The organism is Pseudomonas sp. H1_D04, from assembly GCF_054683855.1.
The window spans coordinates 5,488,004-5,505,096 of record NZ_CP162826.1 but is presented as its reverse complement, the minus strand read 5'-3'; the positions used below and the strand labels follow the sequence as shown (position 1 = coordinate 5,505,096).

General features: G+C 56.2%; 22 protein-coding genes. 10 read left to right on the top strand and 12 right to left on the bottom strand.

Features of this window, described 5'->3' with window-relative positions; all coding sequences use genetic code 11:
- The gene (locus AB4N82_RS25435) at window positions 1–255 is read left to right on the top strand and encodes a hypothetical protein (RefSeq protein ID WP_069787804.1); all 255 of its coding nucleotides are present in this window, start codon (window positions 1–3) and stop codon (window positions 253–255) included.
- On the opposite strand, the gene AB4N82_RS25430 is transcribed toward AB4N82_RS25435, so the two are convergent.
- Window positions 227–2,539: an FdhF/YdeP family oxidoreductase gene (locus AB4N82_RS25430; protein ID WP_179028457.1), complete on the bottom strand. Its 2,313-nt coding sequence runs from the start codon at window positions 2,537–2,539 to the stop codon at window positions 227–229. The genes AB4N82_RS25435 and AB4N82_RS25430 overlap by 29 nt on opposite strands.
- Window positions 2,540–2,717: 178 nt before the next feature.
- Here AB4N82_RS25430 and AB4N82_RS25425 point away from each other — a divergent pair, with 178 nt between their 5' ends.
- The gene (locus AB4N82_RS25425; RefSeq protein ID WP_460103665.1) at window positions 2,718–3,644 is read left to right on the top strand and encodes an NADP-dependent oxidoreductase; all 927 of its coding nucleotides are present in this window, start codon (window positions 2,718–2,720) and stop codon (window positions 3,642–3,644) included.
- A 230-nt stretch (window positions 3,645–3,874) separates the two neighbouring features.
- Here the strand turns inward: AB4N82_RS25425 and AB4N82_RS25420 are convergent, their stop codons facing one another.
- The 5 genes from AB4N82_RS25420 to AB4N82_RS25400 all read right to left on the bottom strand — a co-directional run bounded on the left by AB4N82_RS25420 (window position 3,875) and on the right by AB4N82_RS25400 (window position 6,946).
- Window positions 3,875–4,114, bottom strand: coding sequence for a hypothetical protein (locus AB4N82_RS25420; protein ID WP_460105172.1), 240 nt, complete (start codon window positions 4,112–4,114; stop codon window positions 3,875–3,877).
- Window positions 4,114–4,368 carry a DUF6555 family protein gene (locus AB4N82_RS25415; RefSeq protein WP_460103662.1) on the bottom strand — a complete coding sequence of 85 codons (255 nt, stop codon included), beginning with the start codon at window positions 4,366–4,368 and terminating at the stop codon, window positions 4,114–4,116. Before AB4N82_RS25415 ends, AB4N82_RS25420 begins: the two co-directional genes overlap by 1 nt.
- 101 nt (window positions 4,369–4,469) lie before the next feature.
- Window positions 4,470–4,751, bottom strand: a complete 282-nt coding sequence (locus tag AB4N82_RS25410; protein ID WP_078828226.1) for a hypothetical protein — start codon at window positions 4,749–4,751, stop codon at window positions 4,470–4,472.
- A gap of 41 nt (window positions 4,752–4,792) precedes the next feature.
- The gene (locus AB4N82_RS25405) at window positions 4,793–6,103 is read right to left on the bottom strand and encodes an SDR family oxidoreductase (RefSeq protein WP_460105170.1); all 1,311 of its coding nucleotides are present in this window, start codon (window positions 6,101–6,103) and stop codon (window positions 4,793–4,795) included.
- An 81-nt stretch (window positions 6,104–6,184) separates the two neighbouring features.
- The gene (locus tag AB4N82_RS25400) at window positions 6,185–6,946 is read right to left on the bottom strand and encodes an OBAP family protein (protein ID WP_069787800.1); all 762 of its coding nucleotides are present in this window, start codon (window positions 6,944–6,946) and stop codon (window positions 6,185–6,187) included.
- Window positions 6,947–7,133: 187 nt separating this feature from the next.
- Between AB4N82_RS25400 and AB4N82_RS25395 the strand changes: the two genes are divergently transcribed.
- Window positions 7,134–7,634, top strand: coding sequence for a CinA family protein (locus AB4N82_RS25395; RefSeq protein ID WP_460103659.1), 501 nt, complete (start codon window positions 7,134–7,136; stop codon window positions 7,632–7,634).
- 125 nt (window positions 7,635–7,759) lie between these two features.
- A complete protein-coding gene (locus AB4N82_RS25390; RefSeq protein WP_460103656.1) occupies window positions 7,760–7,951 on the top strand; it encodes a hypothetical protein in 192 nt (63 codons plus the stop codon).
- A gap of 234 nt (window positions 7,952–8,185) precedes the next feature.
- On the opposite strand, the gene AB4N82_RS25385 is transcribed toward AB4N82_RS25390, so the two are convergent.
- On the bottom strand, window positions 8,186–8,623 hold the full coding sequence (locus tag AB4N82_RS25385; protein WP_122307200.1) for a hypothetical protein: 438 nt from the start codon (window positions 8,621–8,623) through the stop codon (window positions 8,186–8,188).
- Window positions 8,624–8,893: 270 nt separating this feature from the next.
- Here AB4N82_RS25385 and AB4N82_RS25380 point away from each other — a divergent pair, with 270 nt between their 5' ends.
- Window positions 8,894–9,136: a hypothetical protein gene (locus tag AB4N82_RS25380; protein ID WP_460103652.1), complete on the top strand. Its 243-nt coding sequence runs from the start codon at window positions 8,894–8,896 to the stop codon at window positions 9,134–9,136.
- 336 nt (window positions 9,137–9,472) lie between these two features.
- On the opposite strand, the gene AB4N82_RS25375 is transcribed toward AB4N82_RS25380, so the two are convergent.
- Window positions 9,473–9,727 (bottom strand): hypothetical protein, encoded by a 255-nt coding sequence (locus AB4N82_RS25375; RefSeq protein WP_460103649.1) that lies wholly within the window; start codon window positions 9,725–9,727, stop codon window positions 9,473–9,475.
- A 191-nt stretch (window positions 9,728–9,918) separates the two neighbouring features.
- On the opposite strand from AB4N82_RS25375, the gene AB4N82_RS25370 reads away from it, so the two are divergent.
- Both AB4N82_RS25370 and AB4N82_RS25365 read left to right on the top strand, forming a co-directional pair.
- Window positions 9,919–10,629: a glycosyltransferase family 2 protein gene (locus AB4N82_RS25370; protein WP_460103646.1), complete on the top strand. Its 711-nt coding sequence runs from the start codon at window positions 9,919–9,921 to the stop codon at window positions 10,627–10,629.
- Window positions 10,630–10,633: 4 nt separating this feature from the next.
- Window positions 10,634–10,882 (top strand): hypothetical protein, encoded by a 249-nt coding sequence (locus AB4N82_RS25365; protein WP_213551398.1) that lies wholly within the window; start codon window positions 10,634–10,636, stop codon window positions 10,880–10,882.
- Between the two features lie 7 nt (window positions 10,883–10,889).
- On the opposite strand, the gene AB4N82_RS25360 is transcribed toward AB4N82_RS25365, so the two are convergent.
- Complete coding sequence (locus AB4N82_RS25360) at window positions 10,890–11,093, bottom strand: hypothetical protein (protein ID WP_045792439.1); 204 nt, start codon at window positions 11,091–11,093, stop codon at window positions 10,890–10,892.
- A gap of 226 nt (window positions 11,094–11,319) precedes the next feature.
- Between AB4N82_RS25360 and AB4N82_RS25355 the strand changes: the two genes are divergently transcribed.
- Together AB4N82_RS25355 and AB4N82_RS25350 are read left to right on the top strand one after the other, a co-directional pair.
- A complete protein-coding gene (locus AB4N82_RS25355; protein WP_460103643.1) occupies window positions 11,320–12,459 on the top strand; it encodes a glutathione-independent formaldehyde dehydrogenase in 1,140 nt (379 codons plus the stop codon).
- Window positions 12,460–12,763: 304 nt separating this feature from the next.
- Window positions 12,764–13,141, top strand: coding sequence for a termination factor Rho (locus tag AB4N82_RS25350; RefSeq protein ID WP_078828235.1), 378 nt, complete (start codon window positions 12,764–12,766; stop codon window positions 13,139–13,141).
- Between the two features lie 399 nt (window positions 13,142–13,540).
- Here the strand turns inward: AB4N82_RS25350 and AB4N82_RS25345 are convergent, their stop codons facing one another.
- Together AB4N82_RS25345 and AB4N82_RS25340 are read right to left on the bottom strand one after the other, a co-directional pair.
- Window positions 13,541–13,774 (bottom strand): hypothetical protein, encoded by a 234-nt coding sequence (locus AB4N82_RS25345; RefSeq protein ID WP_457231347.1) that lies wholly within the window; start codon window positions 13,772–13,774, stop codon window positions 13,541–13,543.
- Window positions 13,775–13,970: 196 nt separating this feature from the next.
- The gene (locus AB4N82_RS25340) at window positions 13,971–14,414 is read right to left on the bottom strand and encodes a winged helix-turn-helix transcriptional regulator (protein ID WP_056845121.1); all 444 of its coding nucleotides are present in this window, start codon (window positions 14,412–14,414) and stop codon (window positions 13,971–13,973) included.
- A gap of 47 nt (window positions 14,415–14,461) precedes the next feature.
- Between AB4N82_RS25340 and AB4N82_RS25335 the strand changes: the two genes are divergently transcribed.
- Window positions 14,462–15,397, top strand: a complete 936-nt coding sequence (locus AB4N82_RS25335) for an aromatic alcohol reductase (protein WP_105162281.1) — start codon at window positions 14,462–14,464, stop codon at window positions 15,395–15,397.
- A 104-nt stretch (window positions 15,398–15,501) separates the two neighbouring features.
- Here the strand turns inward: AB4N82_RS25335 and tnpC are convergent, their stop codons facing one another.
- Entirely contained in the window at window positions 15,502–17,055 is a 1,554-nt protein-coding gene (tnpC, locus tag AB4N82_RS25330) for an IS66 family transposase (RefSeq protein WP_460103637.1), read from the bottom strand.
- Window positions 17,056–17,093: the final 38 nt, after the last annotated feature.

Sequence of the window (17,093 nt, the reverse complement as noted above, 5' to 3'; positions counted from 1 at the left end):
ATGAGCAAGGCGGGCGCGTTGAAAGTCTATGGGGCGCTGATGCTGTTGCTGGCCGTGCAGATACTGTGCGTTCGCTATCAGCCCCGGTTCGGCAGCGTGATCATGCTCGCCGCCGCCGGCCAGTTCCTGCTGTTGTTGCTGTTCTATTTAGGGCTTTACCGGCACCGCGGCTGGGTACGCCTGTTTGGATGGGTGTACCTGCTGTGGTTGCTGGTAATGGTGGTGTTCATCCTGGGTGAATCGGCGACGCGCTGAGCCGCACCGGCACCGATTTGGCGGCCGGCACCTTGCTGCGTTCAGCGTGGTGCCAGAGCGGCACCAGCGGGTTGCATTCGGGGTAGTACGCCGCGGCGCAGCCTTCGGGAATGTCGTAGGCGATGATTTCGAATGGCCCGACCTGGCGCTTGACCTCCGGTTCGATGGCAGTGGTCAACATCACCTGCGCGCCGGGCGTGAAGCCCAGGCGCACGATGTCGTTGCAGTGCATGAAAATCACCTCGCGCGTGCCGCTGACCCCGCGAAAGCGATCGTCATAACCGTAAATGGTGGTGTTGAACTGATCGTTGCTGCGCAGCGTCATCAGTTGCAGGACATCCCGTGCCGGTTGCGCAAGGTTCACGTCGTCATCTTCGGCCAGGGTCACGGGCTTGACGAACTGCGCCTTGCCGCTCGGGGTCAGCCACTTGCGCTGCGCGGCGGCAATCGGGCGATGGAAGCCGCCAGGCTCGGTCATACGGCTTTCCATGTCGTGGAATATCTGCGGGTAGATCTGCCCGATGGCCGTGCGGACCTTGGCGTAGTCGGTGCTCCAGGCCTGCCAATCGATGTTGCAGGGATGGGAGAGGGTGGCCATGGCCAGCCCGGCGACGATGCTGGCTTCGGCGCGCACATGAGGGTCGACCGGCTCGCTGCTGCCACGCCAGCTGTGGATGCAGCCGGTGCTGTCTTCTGTGGTGTAGGTTTGCGCCACGCCATTTTGCCGGTCTATTTCGATGCGACCCAGACATGGCAGCAGCCACTGGTGACGCGCCGGCAGCAAGTGCGTGCGGTTGAGCTTGGTGGCGACCTGTACGTTCAGGTGCAACCCTTGCCAGGCGGGCTCCATGCGCGAGGTGTCCGGAATTGCCCGCAGAAAGTTGCCGCCCAGGCCGACAAAACCGCGCACCTGGCCGCTGAGAATTCCTTCGCACGCATCCACCGTGCACACGCCCATTTTCTCTGGCACCTTGAAGCCGAAGTGCTGCTCGATCAACTCCGCCGGTACTTTTTTCGGGTCTTCGGTAATGCCTACCGTGCGCTGGCCTTGCACATTGGAGTGGCCGCGCACCGGGCAGATCCCGGCACCGGCCTTGCCGATATTGCCGCGCAGCAGCAGCAGGTTGACCAGCATCTGCACGTTGGCCACGCCGTGTCGATGTTGGGTCAGCCCCATGCCGTAGACGAACATCACGCGTTGGCTGTGGGCATACACGGTCGCGGCGGCTTCCAGTGCGCCGCGCGTCAGCCCGCTCTGGTGCTCCAACTTTGGCCAGGCACAGCCACGGACATAGGTGGTGAAGGTTTCGAAGCCGTCGGTGTGGCCGGCGATGAAGTCATGATCGAGTACCGCCGGGCTGCCTTGCTCGGTGGCGAGGTCATCCATTTCCAGCAACGCCTTGGCGATACCGGTGATCGCTGCCGTGTCACCGCCGATTGCCACCTGATGGTACTGGGTGCTGATCAAGGTCGAGTCGGGCGTAAGCATTTCCGTGGGGGACTGCGGGTTGACGAAACGCTCCAGGCCGCGTTCGCGCAGGGGGTTGAAGGTGATGATGGGCACATCGCGGCGACGCACGTCCTGCAGTTGATGCAGCATGCGCGGGCTATTGCTGCCGACATTCTGGCCAAAGAAAAACAGGCAATCGGTGTGCTCGAAGTCTGCCAGGGTCACGGTGCCTACCGGCACGCCTATGCTTTCCTGCAACCCTACCGAGGTACTCTCGTGGCACATGTTGGAGCTGTCGGGCAGGTTGTTGGTGCCGTAGGCGCGCGCGAACAACTGGTACATAAACGAGGTTTCCAGCGACGCCCGCCCGGAGGCATAGAACACCACGCTGTCGGGGTCCATGGCTTTGAGTTGGGCGCCGATTTCACGGTAGGCCTCTTCCCAGGAGGTTTCCCGGTAATGATCAGTGTCGGGGTCGTAGCGTAGCGGGTGGGTCAGGCGGCCATGCTGCTCCAGCGCATAGTCGGGCCAGGTACGCAGGTCGCTGAGGCTGTGCTCGGCAAAGAACGCCGGGTCTGTCTTGAGAGACGTTAGTTCCCAGGCGGTGGCCTTGGCGCCGTTCTCACAGAACTCCAGCGCATGGGGATGGCCGGGCTTGGCCCAGGCGCAACTGACGCACGCAAACCCGTCGGGCTTGTTCTGTTTGAACAGCGCGGCGGGCGCCTTGGCCAGCGCTTGTTCGCGCCACAGGATCTGCATCACCGACTTGGCCGAACCCCAACCGCCACAGGCATTGGTATAAGGCTGGAAATGGCTTTTGGGGTAGATAAGCATCAGGCACTCCCGGGTCTTGGCTGAATACAGTTGGGACGGGCCGGTAGACGCAAAGGTTCGAGTGGATTCGTGGGTGGAAGATGCCGTTTGTCAGTGTTGCTCGATATCAAGTGAACCCATGGACATCGGCGGTCCTCCACACCCCTGTGTGCTTTGAACAGACAATGAGGTGCGTACCATGAAAGCAATCAGGATTGAGCAGTTTGGCGGCCCCGAGGTCATGCAATTTTGTGACGTCGAGGTGCCGGAGCCTCTGGCAGGCGAGGTGCTGGTCAAGAATTTTTTTGTGGGTATCAACCCTGTGGACTACAAGATTCGTGAAGGCCAATACCCGGAGGTCAAGCAGGACAAACTCCCGCTGACCCTCGGCCGTGAAGTCGCCGGCCTGGTAGAAAAAGTCGGGCAGGGCGTCAGCGATTTCAAGAAGGGCGATCGGGTGTTTGCGATGATTGGCGCCGACGGTGGCTATGCGGAGTATTCGCGGGTACCGGCGGTGCATCTGGCGCATATCCCCCAGTCACTGGATTGGCCGGTTGCGGCCGGTGTACCGCTGGCGGGCCACACCGCTTGGCAGGCCCTGGTGGAGCACGGGCAGATCGAGCAAGGGCAGAAGGTGCTGATCCATGGCGGGACCGGCGGGGTGGGCCACTTTGCCGTGCAGTTTGCCAAGGTCAAGGGTGCCCAGGTATACGCCACCGCCTCCACGGACAGCCTGCCGTTCTTGCGCGAGCTGGGGGCAGACCGCGCGATCGACTACAAGGCCGAGCGTTTTGAGGACATTTGCAAGGAGTTTGACCTGGTGATTGATTTGATCGGCGGCGACACGCAGGCCCGTTCCTGGCAAGTGCTGGGGGAGGGGGGCCGGCTGGTGTCGACCCTGACGATGCCCGACGCCAGCCATCCGCAGGCAGCCGGCAAGACCGGCGCACGGTTTACCGCGGCGCCACGTGGCGAGGAGCTGACAGAGATCGCCGGCTTGATCGAGGCAGGCAATGTGCAGGTCTACCTCGCCAAGGTATTCGAGTTGGAGGCTGCGGTGCAGGCGCTGGATTACCTGGCCAATGAGCATGTGCACGGCAAGGTCGTGCTGCATATCAGTGATTGAGAGGCGTCATGAACCCACCATCCAAACCCCATACGTCGGGGCAAACCGGGCAAAAGGTGCGGCCCGATACGGCAAAGCGCAACGACAAATCGGAGGACCCGACGGTCGACCGCCCCTGGAAGGCGGACGTCGGTCAAGGCGGCGTCGCCCCTGGCGGGCCTTCAAAAGACCCTGAGTCAGGGGCGTGATACTTGACCGGGCGTCAGCCCTGTTTTCGACAGGGCTGACGGCTATCTTCGCTTTGTACGATGGATGCGCATCCACTCTTGGTAAGCGGCGGTGCGTTGCGCATCTGCAGCTTTCTTCGCTTCGATGAAGCGCGCCCACGTCTGCGCGTCGCCGTTGTAGGACTCGATGATTTTGTACGCTCGCGCATCCAGTCGGTCGGCTTCAAAAAACATCTCGTTATTTCGCGCGACCTCATCATCGCGTGCTTGTCTCGTCGTATAACCAAGCGTCTGGCTGTTCATCATGCGAGACCCTCCGCCCACTGCACCTGCGTCGCGGCGCTCCAGCGTACCTGCGTGATGCCGTATTTTTCCGCCATCGGTTTGGAGACACGCTTGAGGGTGTGTTGGCCAAATTTCGGTATGACGGCGACGCCTGCATCGCAAGCGGCCCAATGCCAAGCCTCGGCATTGTTCATTTGCGAAGCGCGCACGATGAAGAACTTCGATTCGCCGTGAAGCTGATACTCGATGGTGAATAGATTGTTATCTTTCATGAGACCTCCTTATGCTCATGAATTACAGATATTTGACGTCAAAAAAGATTCAAAAAAATTGTTCGACAATTCGATGGATGAGCTTCGGCGCTTATCACACCTCAATCATCTACTGTAAACGTGACCCATCCGGGCGCATTCGTGGGCCGATCTATATCGACGATGACGCCACTCACGGTGGAGCCATCGGGTAAATGGACTGCGACAAAGTTAGGATTACCCGGCCAATCCAGTGGCTTGTCGAAGTCCAAACGCGCAATCGTTGGTTTTCCACTGCTGCTCAGATGGATCTCTGCTGACTCATTCAAACATTCATCCGATGGTGTGCCCAAATGACGAGAGGCAGTCATTACGCTCGCGTTACCTTGGAAGTTGTAAGACATGCTGATTTACCTCATTTAAACGGGGCGGCTGCCCCCCAATTTCAGTTATGCGGCTTGTTGTTTGTTGAATGCTTGCGAGCAATGACCACACCGCTGAGTAACAGCGCTGCGCTTGCTGCAACCAACCAATAAGGTAAGCGGCGTGTTTGCCGCCACCCGCCTTCAATGCGGCGCTCACCGCTGGCGGGTCCAAACAGGTTGCCCGACGAAGTCGCAGAGTGGGGTGCCCGTTGTAGGGCGGTGCGGGTGAGCCAGCCTGATACCTGGGGAAAGGCTGGCAGCAAAAAATGCGCGACTCGAGCGATGGTTGCGGCGGCACCCACAGTGGTGCTGTTCCTCGGTTGCAGCGCACAAGCGACCATCGCCCGCGCCACCTGACGCGGATCATAGACCGGAGGCGGCGGCGTCAATGCATGGCTGGTAAAATTTGCGCCATCGCGAAAGCCTGGTGTATCCATCACGGCGGGATAGATGTCGCACACATGAATATTCGGGTAGCCAACCAATTCGCCGCGCAGTGCTTCGGTCAAGCCACGCAGGCCATATTTACTGGCTGAATACGCGGCAGCAAAAGGCTGGGCGACCCAACTTCCCAGCGAGAGTGTATTGATCAGAATCCCGCTTTTCTGGCCTTTGAAATAGGGCCACGCCACGTGGGCTCCACGCAGGTAACCGAGCAGGTCTGTTTGCAGTACTTGTTCGTGTGCTTCCAAAGGCGTGTTTTCGAAGCTGCCGACGGCCCCTACACCGGCGTTATTGATCCAGATATCGATGCGGCCATTTCCGAAAGCCGCAGCCTTTTCCGCCAGCGCGCGCATTTGGTCGCCATGTGTCACATCGGTTTTAACGGCGATCGCCTGCGCGCCGCGTACAGCACATTCCTCGACCACTTCTGCCAGCGCCTTTTCATCACGAGCCGCCAAGACTAACCGGGTACTTTGTTCTGCGAATGCGTGAGCAGCAGCACGACCTATGCCGCTTGAGGCGCCGGTGATCACCACCGTTTTGCCGTGTAACTGGCCATTGTTTTTTCCCATTACAGGCGCGCGTGCAGGCAAATCCTCGGGCACATGAACAGGTATCGGATGGAGTTTCAAACGGGCACCGTCGGCCAGTACGAGGGCAAGGTTTTCAATCGTGCCAGCGACACGGTCGGGGAATACCGGGTCGCCTAAGGCGTCGAGCTCGTCGTAAATAAATGTCTGGCCCTCCAGCCACCCGACAGCCGTCAAGAGTTCAGGACCCAGGTAATATTTTCCATCCAGGAAAAAACCGCAAAAGCTCCTTGTTCGCTCTAGGCTCTCCACTGCGTATCGTTCGCCAGGACTCATTCCGGTTGCTGAATCAATCATCATGACATCCTCCTATCTCTGGTCTTGCGATAGAGAAGGGCTAGCAAATGATCGTTCAATCCAAATGACTGAGTGGTGCGTTCAGTGCTGATGGGCCGTTACAGTCGGATCGGTGATCTGAATAACGGTGCCCTTTTGCCATGCGTCCGCACCCGGTGCGATGGGTGGCGCAACTATATCGATGCGTGTCTTCTTCTTTTCGGTGCTGTCGATACCCATCCGCTTATCTCGCTCGGCGACCATCCCAGGGTCGGCCTGGCCATCGGTGGTAAACCCCATCATCAGTTGCGGCGCACCCAGCGGCAGGCGTTTGTTGAGATCGGTATGCCAGGTATGCCAAGTCTTACCGTAGGTATGCACCAGTTTTTCCATCAACGCGTGCTCCGCCACGTCGGGGATTCCCGGCGCGACCAGTTGTCCTGATTTCACTTCGTGCACGTGGCTGTGCCACAGCGCCTTTTCAGGGGTAGGCAGTGTGGTGAATAACTGCTCGCTGATGATGTATTCCACGCCCATCAACTTTGCATCCTTGCGATTGCCGTCGTAGATCACGCATTGAATCACCTCTTCATTGAGAATCGCGCAGTAGTGATGCGCTTCCATCTGTACCTCAGGATGGCCGTTATAAAAGTGAAAACCGTCCAGGTAGGCGTTCAATGCATCAACAGGCGGACGAGATTGGAGCAAGGCTGCACCGGCTTCCAGGGTTCGGGTAGATGGAGCAGTCGGTTTACCGGGTGCCCCCACGTTCGAGGGAGAATGATTGCCAGCGCAGGCGCTTAACAGGGTAAAGGTTGCCGCCAAGGAGCATGACTTGGCCATTCTGGCTGTCTTGGTAATCATTGCCGTAGGTTCCATCCTCTTGCCTTCTCTCAAGCTGAATTCGTGAACGTCAGGTTCAACTCTGTAGACGTTGGAAATCCTGACACCGTGCACGTTCAAAACACTTTCACTTGAACGTTGATTGATCTGAAAGGTCGTTTTTTGGAACGGGTGATAGCGCAATCGCTCGCGCGCAGGAGCAATTATCATGTTAGTCGCCACTTCTATCGTGGAGTACCTCAAACGCAATCGACTGGTCATTGCGACGGCCGAGTCTTGTACCGCGGGAAAAATTATCACATTGCTTTCCGAGGTCGACGGAGGGGGGGCATGTATTGAGAGTGGTTATGTTGTCTACTCGCCAGAAGCGAAGCACCGACTACTAAAAGTACGCGCGTACACCATAAATACTTTTAATCTCACGAGTCGTGAGGTTGCTCGGGAGATGGTTCTCGGGGCGCTGGACGACAGCCCGGCAAATGTAGCCATCGCGACCACAGGCATACTCGGTCCTGATGTGGTCGATGGAATACCTCCTGGAACTGTGTGTTTTGCCTGGGCCTATCGAGTAAGGCGAGGTCTGAGCGTGTTCAGTCGAAAGGAACGCTTCATGGGATCGCGCGAGGAGGTCCAATTGGCGGCATCCCTCCATGCCCTGAAATCATTGCCGCATTTTCACCAGCTAGCCATGGCGGGAGAGGGCGCTTAGCGATCTCTGACCCACAGCCTGCGAAAAACACGTTGATCGCCCTTTACTGGCCCCTCATCAGGAAATGGTAGCCGTTCGATATTTCTCAATTGTGCCGGGGTGGGCGCCTCGCGGCAGATATCCGCATGCTGGCCTGGCGGATAGGCGCCTACTACGAGGAAGTCTTTACTGGCGCTCAGACTGCAATGTCCGGTGCCTGCCGGCAACAGCAACACATCGCCTGTACTCACGTTCAGAACCTGCCCGTGCTCACCACCCAGCATCAGCTGAGCATGGCCGCTTGCGACACCCAGCACTTCGTGCCCCTGTGTATGTAATGATGATAGTTGTAGATCCGATCACGCCACTGAGGTGGCCAACCTTGGCTGGCGAACATTGCTTCAAAGAGTGCCGCAAGGTCGTCGAAGGGCTTGGACAGTGCCTCTGAATAAAAAAGTACGGGCAGGTCTGGGTTATTGGGCACCGTATCACCGCGCTTAAACATAAGCGGTATTGGCGCAGTTGTACCATTCTCAAAGCCGTTCGTATGGGATGCGCCATTTGAAATCCGGTTATTGAGCTGACTGCCACGTCCACTGCCCGCCGTCTTTCTCACAATCGATTTTGGCTTGCTTAAGGTCCTGTGCGGCGTAGTGATAGGTCACCACCCCAGCGTTGCTGGGAAGCATCGCGCCCGCGTGGCCAGGAACTTTGGCGGTTGCATGAGGATTCGCAAGTGCCTCCTGTGTGAGTGTTGCCTTGCAACTGGCCGTATAGTCGCCGGCGCATTGAGCGATCTTGGTTTTTTTTGTGTTCATCATGTCCTTGTTTTCGTTGCTGCACGACCAATCGATAGCGTCGGAAGGCACGCCTTCGTACGTGTAGCAGGTGTGCTGTTCAACCACGGGTACCTGATCGCTCTGAGAGTGCGTGTAGACATCACACGCCGCAGCCAAGGCGTTTGAAAAGGTAAAACACGAGATCAAAAACATGGGGAGGCGCAGGTTCATGATTGTCATCTCCACGCAGCGTTCACACTGTCGGATTCAATTGAATCGATTCATCTAGGAGAAAATTCTTTTCTCTTCACAAGTGGGAGGGTGCAACGGTAAATAAAGTTTTAACGCTGTGCATATCCCTCGACGAGTGGCGTGCAGCGCTATCCACCAATGCTGAATAGGGGGGGCTTTGGGGTGATTGTGTTTGAACATTCAGGTCGGCGACGCTCTCACATAGAAATAGGCGAAAAGACAAACCCTGCTCCAAACAGGATGAGCATTATGAGCCACTTACCCCAACGACCCGAGCTCAAAGCTTGGTACAAGGCGTTGAACGACTACGATTACCGCGCCAATTCTCCGGATGCTTACCACCGTGCTCTGCTGGACGGTGCCAAAGCGCTGTTAAGCGGCGGTGTCATTGATTGGGACCAATGTGAGGAACTCAAACAACTGGCTGATTCGGGGCATGCCCGGGCCGTGCTGGAAGCCAAAGCCCATCTGAAGCGTGATCCCTCGGCGTAACAGCAGCGGCAGGCGCAATTTCCAGCTTCTCCGCCATCACGACTGAGCTTATGGGGCGACGTCCAACAGCAGCTCTCCACTGGGAAGTTTTTCAGTGTGGTGCACCACCCCACGGTAGGAGCCGCCCTCCCATTCGAAGGTAAGTGTGTGGGCATGTTGTAGCTCGCAAGGCCACGGCAGTGCGACTTGCAGCTGAAATCCGGACGCTTTGCGTATTATGCGTGCTCTGCACTCGCTTGCGAGTGGATTCACTCCGAACAGCGTGTCCACTAGGTATTCAATTTTGATTGAATGCATCGTCGCTTCAGTAGAGTCCGGCATATGAATACCTGTTTATTACCCCACAGATGAGCGCCTGGAAGATTGTCTCGATATGACCATTTCTTCCAGTATTTCCCGTATGAGCCTATTGATTCCTGATTCCCCTTGATAGCGGGCGCGATTGATATTGGCGATGGTGAACTGATCAGCATCGTGCGCCGTCACGGTCACCGAAAGGCTGCCGTCGGGATTGAACGCACAGTGAACTGCGCAGTTAGGAAGGCGAGCGGAAAGGGCTGCTTCAACCTCCACTTTGGTTAGCGTGTCCATCAGTTCTCCGCATTAAAAGCCTAAACACGACAAGGCTAGTTCAGAATGCCGCGGCGTAAATACTGGCAGGATAATGGCGCTCCGAAACGTTCCTTTAGATGGAGCTGCTCTCGCTACGACAGATTCTTTAAACCTTCCTTATCAGGGCGGTGTCGATTGCTGGGCACACGTCGCGAGGTAAGGGAGAGAAAATGATAGGGATCGTGATACCTGCTCATAACGAAGAACGCTATATCAGCCAATGCCTTGAGTCCGTACTCCTCGCGGTTGAACACCCGTCGCTAAAAGATCAGTTGGTCGAGATACTTGTCGTCTTGGATGACTGCTCAGATAGCACGGAGGCAATGGTCGCGGCGATGGGCATACAGTCGATTGGTGTCTCCTTTCAAAACGTGGGTAAGACGAGAGCTGTAGGTGCTGAGCAGTTACTGAAAGCTGGTGCACGGTGGCTTGCTTTCACGGATGCCGATACCGTTGTACCGCCCGATTGGCTAGCGCGTCAGATTGAGTTTGACGCTGACGCGGTGTGTGGAACAGTTGAGGTCGACAGCTGGAGAGAATACGGCGAGGCGGTTCGCACTCAATACCTGGCGTTGTACCAGTTCATCGAGCACCATCGCCATATCCATGGGGCCAATCTCGGCCTGAGTGCCGAGGCTTATCGGAACGCTGGTGGGTTCAAGCATTTGATGGCACACGAGGATGTTCAACTGGTTGCAGACCTCGAGAGGATTGGAGCACGTATTGTCTGGACAGCTACCAATCCTGTGCTCACCAGTGCACGCCGGGACTACAAGTGCCGGGGTGGATTTGGAGATTATCTGGCTTCCCTTATGCCTCCCAATACCGACAAAGGTGTCGAGCCGTCCATAGGTTCAGATTCTGGCCTCGGGGTTGGGTGACCTGGTGGATCTGATTGATTGGGTGCAATGGCCCGCCATGGTAGTGACTGTCATGTCAGCTTGGTATATCGGTTCTCAACAACCGCGCCGACGCATGATTGCCTTTTGGGGGTTTATCCTCAGCAACGCGCTATGGGTAATCTGGGGATGGCACACAAATGCGTTCGGATTGATTGTGCTCGAGTGCATTTTGCTTGGCATGAATGTTCGTGGGTTCAGGAAAAATCAGCGCGGTCGCCAGGCCTCCGAATGAATCGCGCCTACTGATTCTGAAAGTTCTTTTTAAACCCACGTAGGTTCATCGAGCAAAGACAGATCTGCAGCACGATCAGTGCGTAGGCCTCCGCATAAGCCCCCCAAATGACCCATAGGACATTACTCAAAATAAAACAGAAGAACCCGGCCATTCTTCTCGCGGGGCGTTGAGACCCGATAAGCCACGCGGCGATCACTGTCACTGCCATGGCGGGCCACTGAACCCAATCCAGATAACTCAAGCCAACCTCTCAATCTCTATCGATAAAAAAGAGAGGGATACGAGGGCGAATAATTCAGATTTTTTGAGCGATTTTGAGAATGTACCGCTCGTCAGACATGCCTCGAATTTCTTGAACATACGATTTGCTCTCTCGGACAGATTAAACATGTGCTGACGAAAAATCCCTTTCGTCTTGCCTCTGGGAGAACGCTATGAAAGCCATCGTTTACAACGGCCCTCGTGACGTCAGTGTGCAAAATGTGCCGGACGCCAAAATTCAAAAACCCACCGACGTTCTGGTGCGGGTGACGGCCACTAATATCTGCGGATCTGATCTGCATATGTATGAAGGCCGAACCTCTTTCGAAACCGGCAGAGTGTTTGGCCATGAGAATCTGGGCGAGGTCATCGAAGTTGGCGCCGGTGTGGATCGGGTAAAGGTAGGCGACCGCGTATGCCTGCCATTTAACATCGGCTGCGGCTTTTGCGAAAACTGTGAAAAAGGTCTGACCGGATTCTGCCTGACCGCTAACCCAGGCAGCGCGGGTGCTGCATACGGGTTCGCTGACATGGGCCCTTATCAGGGAGGGCAGGCCGAACTGCTTCGGGTGCCTTATGCAGACTTCAACTGCCTGGTGCTGCCAGAAGATGCGCAAGAGCGTGAAGAAGACTACGTCATGCTGTCCGACATCTTACCGACGGGCTGGCATGCAACCGAGCTGGCGGGCCTCCTTCCTGGGGAGAGCATTGCCATCTACGGCGCCGGCCCGGTGGGTTTAATGGCCGCCCACTCAGCAATCATCAAGGGCGCCTCTCAGGTGTTCGTGGTCGACAATCATCCCGACCGTTTAAAGCTCGCCGCTCAGATGGGTGCTACGCCCATCAACTCGCTTGAGAAAGAGGCAGTGGACCAAATCTTAAATCTGACTCACGGCAAAGGCACCGATCGAGGATGTGAGTGTGTTGGTTACCAATGCTGCGACCGCCACGGTCATGAGGCCAATCATCTCACTATGAATAACCTTGTCGCCTCGACAAAAGCGACGGGGGGCATCGGTGTCGTTGGAGTGTTTGTACCGCAGGATCCAGGCGCTAAAAATGAACTGGCCAAAGAAGGCAAGATGGCCTTCGACTTCGGCGCTTTCTGGTTCAAGGGGCAGCAGATTCGAACTGGGCAGGCTAACGTCAAAGTCTATAACCGTCGCTTGGCCGAGCTTATCCATCACGGTCGTGCCAAACCATCTCAGATCATTTCTCATCGACTCAAGCTCGCCGAAGGCCCAGATGCCTATAAGCACTTCGACGCACGTGACGATGGCTGGACGAAGGTCGTACTCAAGCCAGCAGCCTGAAATGAACAGCCAAATTCACTAGCAGGTAAACGATCATGAAAAAGTTGAGTATGTGCTTGGGCTTCTGCAGTGTATTCATGCTTCATGGATGCTTTGACAGCGCCGATAATGCAACCAAAGACAACTCCAGCGGCACCAAGTCCTCTGTACAGATGCAGGAAGGAAAGGCGGACGACAGTAAGCGATAATTGATGGCCCAGGCCGTTATGAACCGCTGGGCCAAAACCCTTTGACGACAATAAAATGTTGGGTTGGATGCTCCACAAATGTAGGCAATGTGCTCAGCCACTAAGAGGATGCGATCATGCCGCGCGGGGATAAAGACAAGTACACCGATAACCAAAAACGCAAAGCGAAACATATCGAAGATAGCTACGAGGCTAAAGGGGTTCCCGAAGATGAAGCAGCACGTCGTGCTTGGGGAACAGTTAATAAACAGTCAGGTGGCGGCGAACGGAAGGGTGGGTCTGGGCAGAAAACCACCGAAGCAAAAAAGGCTAAAGCCCGAGAATCATCAGCCCGGCGAGCTGCAGCAACACGACAGGGTGCCCCGCGAACTGATCAGCGATTAGAGGATATGAGCAAAAATGAGCTTATAGAGCGAGCTCGTAAACACCGAATAGCCGGGCGTTCGACTATGCGTAAGATCGAACTGATCAAGGCGCTGAATGAGGTGAGTTAAGGACTTAACCGAAGTGACCACGTGGCATGAGCGGTGCGACCAATGAATTCACGCTGGCCGCTTCGGTGTAAAGGCGCTGGCTGGCCAAGTTTACCCCTCAGGGGCCACCGGTCCGTATGCGCCTGCCCAACACACCTTGCGTGATTAAGTAGCATTTCGGTGCGTCGGCAGTCGCGTGAGCACAGCTTTGAGATAGATCCTTGAGCCTTCAGCCTAGCCAGCCCCTGCTTGATTTGCTCAGGGTTCTCGCAGATACGGCCCGCGAAGTTCTGCCTTAGCGGTAAAGCATCGCCCATTAGGCCAAAGGGCCTCTCCTAGACGCCAAAAGCTCGTAAATGCTCAACCGCTACCGCCAACAAGGACGTCTTGCCCGCGCTATGGCCTAAGATGATTTCGTCCTTACGCGCTCGCAATTTTATGGAGACGCTTCTCAAGCGCCACCCTGTACAGGATCCTCAGATTTTCACCATCAAGCTTGGAGATGGCCTCTGTAACTTGAAGATTCAATATCAACTCCTGCGCGCGAATATTATGGATCCACGCTTCAACTGCGGTAGGTGCTTGCGCAATCAGGGCGAGTAAATGAGCCGATACATGTTTAGCGGGGTGAGTATCTTTACTGGCGCCTAACATGGATTTCCACCCTAATTCTTAACGGTTGCAGCGGGCTAAAGAACTGTCCGCCTTTCAGTTAGTGAGACGACTGCGTCGAACCACGTAAGTGATCATAGGGGGCATTTAAAAATGACTCCAGGCATGAAAGGCGTAAGCGTCCGGGAAAACCACCTACATCATGTCGAGCGTTAGGATGCAGTGCATTATTCCACCCTTATCGCTCGTCATAACGCTTGCGAGCCTCATTAAACCCCTCTGACTGCTCGATCACCCACGTCCATAGCGGAATCATCTGCACCAATAATCCCATTCCAAGCTCGGTCAGAGCATATTCGACACGCAAGGGCTTCTCGCCAAAATCGCGTCGAGAGATCAGGCCGTCGCGTTCCAGTTGACGCAGTGTGTGAGTGAGCATGCGTTGAGTGACGCCGTCCAATCGGCGACGTAACTCCGCGTGGCGCAAGGGGCTACTCACACCCAGCGCATGCACCACGCCTAGTGACCATCGGTTTCCAGAATGACTAAGGATATCGCGCTTGAGACCATCCTCATCCTCGCTCAGTTCGCGACAGGCATTCTGTGAAAGGCGCACGATTTCCTGAGCATCCAGACCGCTCGGTATCACCGATGTACCTACTTTTTGCGCATCGATGTCCATGACAAGATTCCTAGCTTCAAATTAAGTACGTCAGACAGGGGCTCACCATGCAGGCTGCTATTTCAAACGTCAAACAACGTATTCTGGTATTGGGGGCAGGCGAACTAGGGCTTGCCGTATTGCAAGGACTGGCCGGCCGATCAACCGAATCGATCAACATTACCGTGCTGCTGCGTCAAGCCACTGTGCAGAACTCGTCAATGGAAAAACAACAGGATATTCAAGCCATCAGGAAGCTAGGGGTTGCTATTGAGACAGCTGACATCACCAATGCCTCCATCGAAGAGCTTGCGGCGGTGCTGGGACGCTTCGACACGGTGATCAGTTGCGTAGGGTTTGCTGCGGGCCGGGGTACTCAGCTTAAGTTGACTCAAGCCGCGCTCACATCGGGTGTGAAACGTTATATTCCATGGCAGTTCGGCGTTGACTACGACTTAATTGGTCGTGGCAGCCCTCAAGACCTGTTTGACGAGCAACTGGATGTTCGCGACCTGTTACGTGCTCAATCTCGGACTGAATGGGTGATTATTTCCACCGGCATGTTCACCAGCTTCCTATTCGATCCAGCTTTCGGGGTCGTTGACCTAAACGCCGGACAGGTTAATGCGTTGGGCAGCTTTGAAACCATGGTTACGGTGACAACACCGGAGGACATAGGCACGCTCACCGCCGCCATTGTCCTGCACAGCCCGCGCCTTATTAATCAGGTCGTTTACACTGCTGGTGACACCCTCACCTACGGCGCTTTGGCTGATTTGGTTGAGCGAGTCATCGAACGGAAAGTCGAGCGCCGAGCGCTTAGCGTGCAGCAGTTGCTAGCAGACCTTGCAGAAAAACCTGACGATAACTTACGAAAATACCGGGCAGTTTTTGCTATGGGCCGTGGTGTGGCATGGGATGTAGCGATGACATTCAACGCAATACATGGATTACCAGTGACCAGTGCAGAACAATGGGCGCAATCAAGTTTGCGTCGTAGCTAAGGTTGGCAGACGCGCGTTGAGTCGCTGAAGAAGCGCCCATTCTTATGGCAGGAGTCGTTCGATTTCGCTCACCCGCTGCATCGTCAGACGAGTCAACACACCCCTCATAAAGTAAACGCACTTTGCACAGATCGGCCAGGCGTCCACCGATGCGGAAGCAGTTGCTCGATCTCACTGGCTCGCTGCGTCGGCAACCTCGTCAGCACATCCTTGAGATAAGCATACGGGTCATGCCCGTTGAAGCGCGCCGACTGGATCAGGCTCGCGATCGCTGCCGCCCGCTTGCCGCTGCGCAGCGATCCCGCAAACAACCAGTTCGACCGCCCAAGCGCCCATGGCCGGATCAAGTTCTCGATCTGGTTGTTGTCGATGGGCACAGCACCATCGTCCAGGTAGCGCGTCAGCGCTACCCAGCGTTTGAGGCTGTAATCCAGAGCTTTGGCTGTGGCCGAACCCTCGGGCACAAGTCCACGCTGTGCCAGCATCCACTCATGTAGTTTTTCAGCGATGGGCACCGCCGTTTCCTGGCGTAGTCGCCAGCGATCTTCGTCACTCATTTCCTTGGCATGTCGCTCGACTTCGTACAGCCCACCAATCGAGTGAAGCGCCTGCTCCGCCAACTGGCTTTTATTGGCCACATGCAGGTCGAAGAACTTGCGGCGTGCATGCGCCATGCAGCCGATTTCGGTGATGCCCAGTTCGAAGCTGGCCTTGTAGCCGGCGAAGTCGTCACAGACCAGCTTGCCGTTCCAGATACCCAGGAAGTTACGCGCATGTTCGCCGGCACGGGTGAGGCTGAAGTCGTAGACAACAGCCTTGAGTGCCGAAAATGGCGTGCTGCTGTAGGCCCAGACGTAAGCACGATGGGTTTTCTTCTCTCCCGGAGCCAGCATTTGTACCGGCGTTTCATCGGCGTGAACCACGCGCTGGGCCAGCACCACTTCGCGCAACGCATCGACCAGGGGCTGAAGCTGCACGCCGGTTTGACCCACCCACTGCGCCAGTGTCGAGCGCGGAATGGCCAGGCCGGCACGGCCGAAGATCTTTTCTTGCCGGTACAGCGGCAGGTGGTCGGCGAACTTGGCCACCATCACATGGGCCAGCAGGCCAGCAGTGGGGATACCCTTGTCGATTACCTGCGCCGGCACCGGGGCCTGGATCAGTGTTTCGTACTGCCGACATGCCCATTTCCCACGCACATGCTGTTCGACGGTGAACACGCCCGGCGTGTAGTCCAGCTTTTCGCTGACATCTTCACCGATGCGCTGAAGCTGGCAGCCGCAAGCGCACTGGGTGTAGTCCGGCTCGTGATGGATCACAGTACGTGGGAACTGCGGTGGCAACGGTACACGCTTGGGTTGCTGGCGTGGTTCTGCCTGTGCGGGAGCGGGATGAAGGGCTTTTAACTCGGTCTCGATGGCTTCGAGGTCAGTATCGAGCAGGTCATCGAGCAAGCTGCCTTGCGCCGGGCTGATCTGCTCGCTGCGCTTGGCAAACTTGTGGCGCTTAAGGATGGCGATTTCGTGAGTGAGCTGTTCGATGATCGTTTCATCACGATGGATCTTTCGGCTCTGGGTGTCGACCTTGGACATCAACTGCGCAGCGAGTGTGCGCAGTTGTTCGGGGGTCATTTGGTCGAGATCGGGCAAGGAAGTCATGGGGGTGGATTTTACCAAAGCAGCCCGACTGCTTCAGT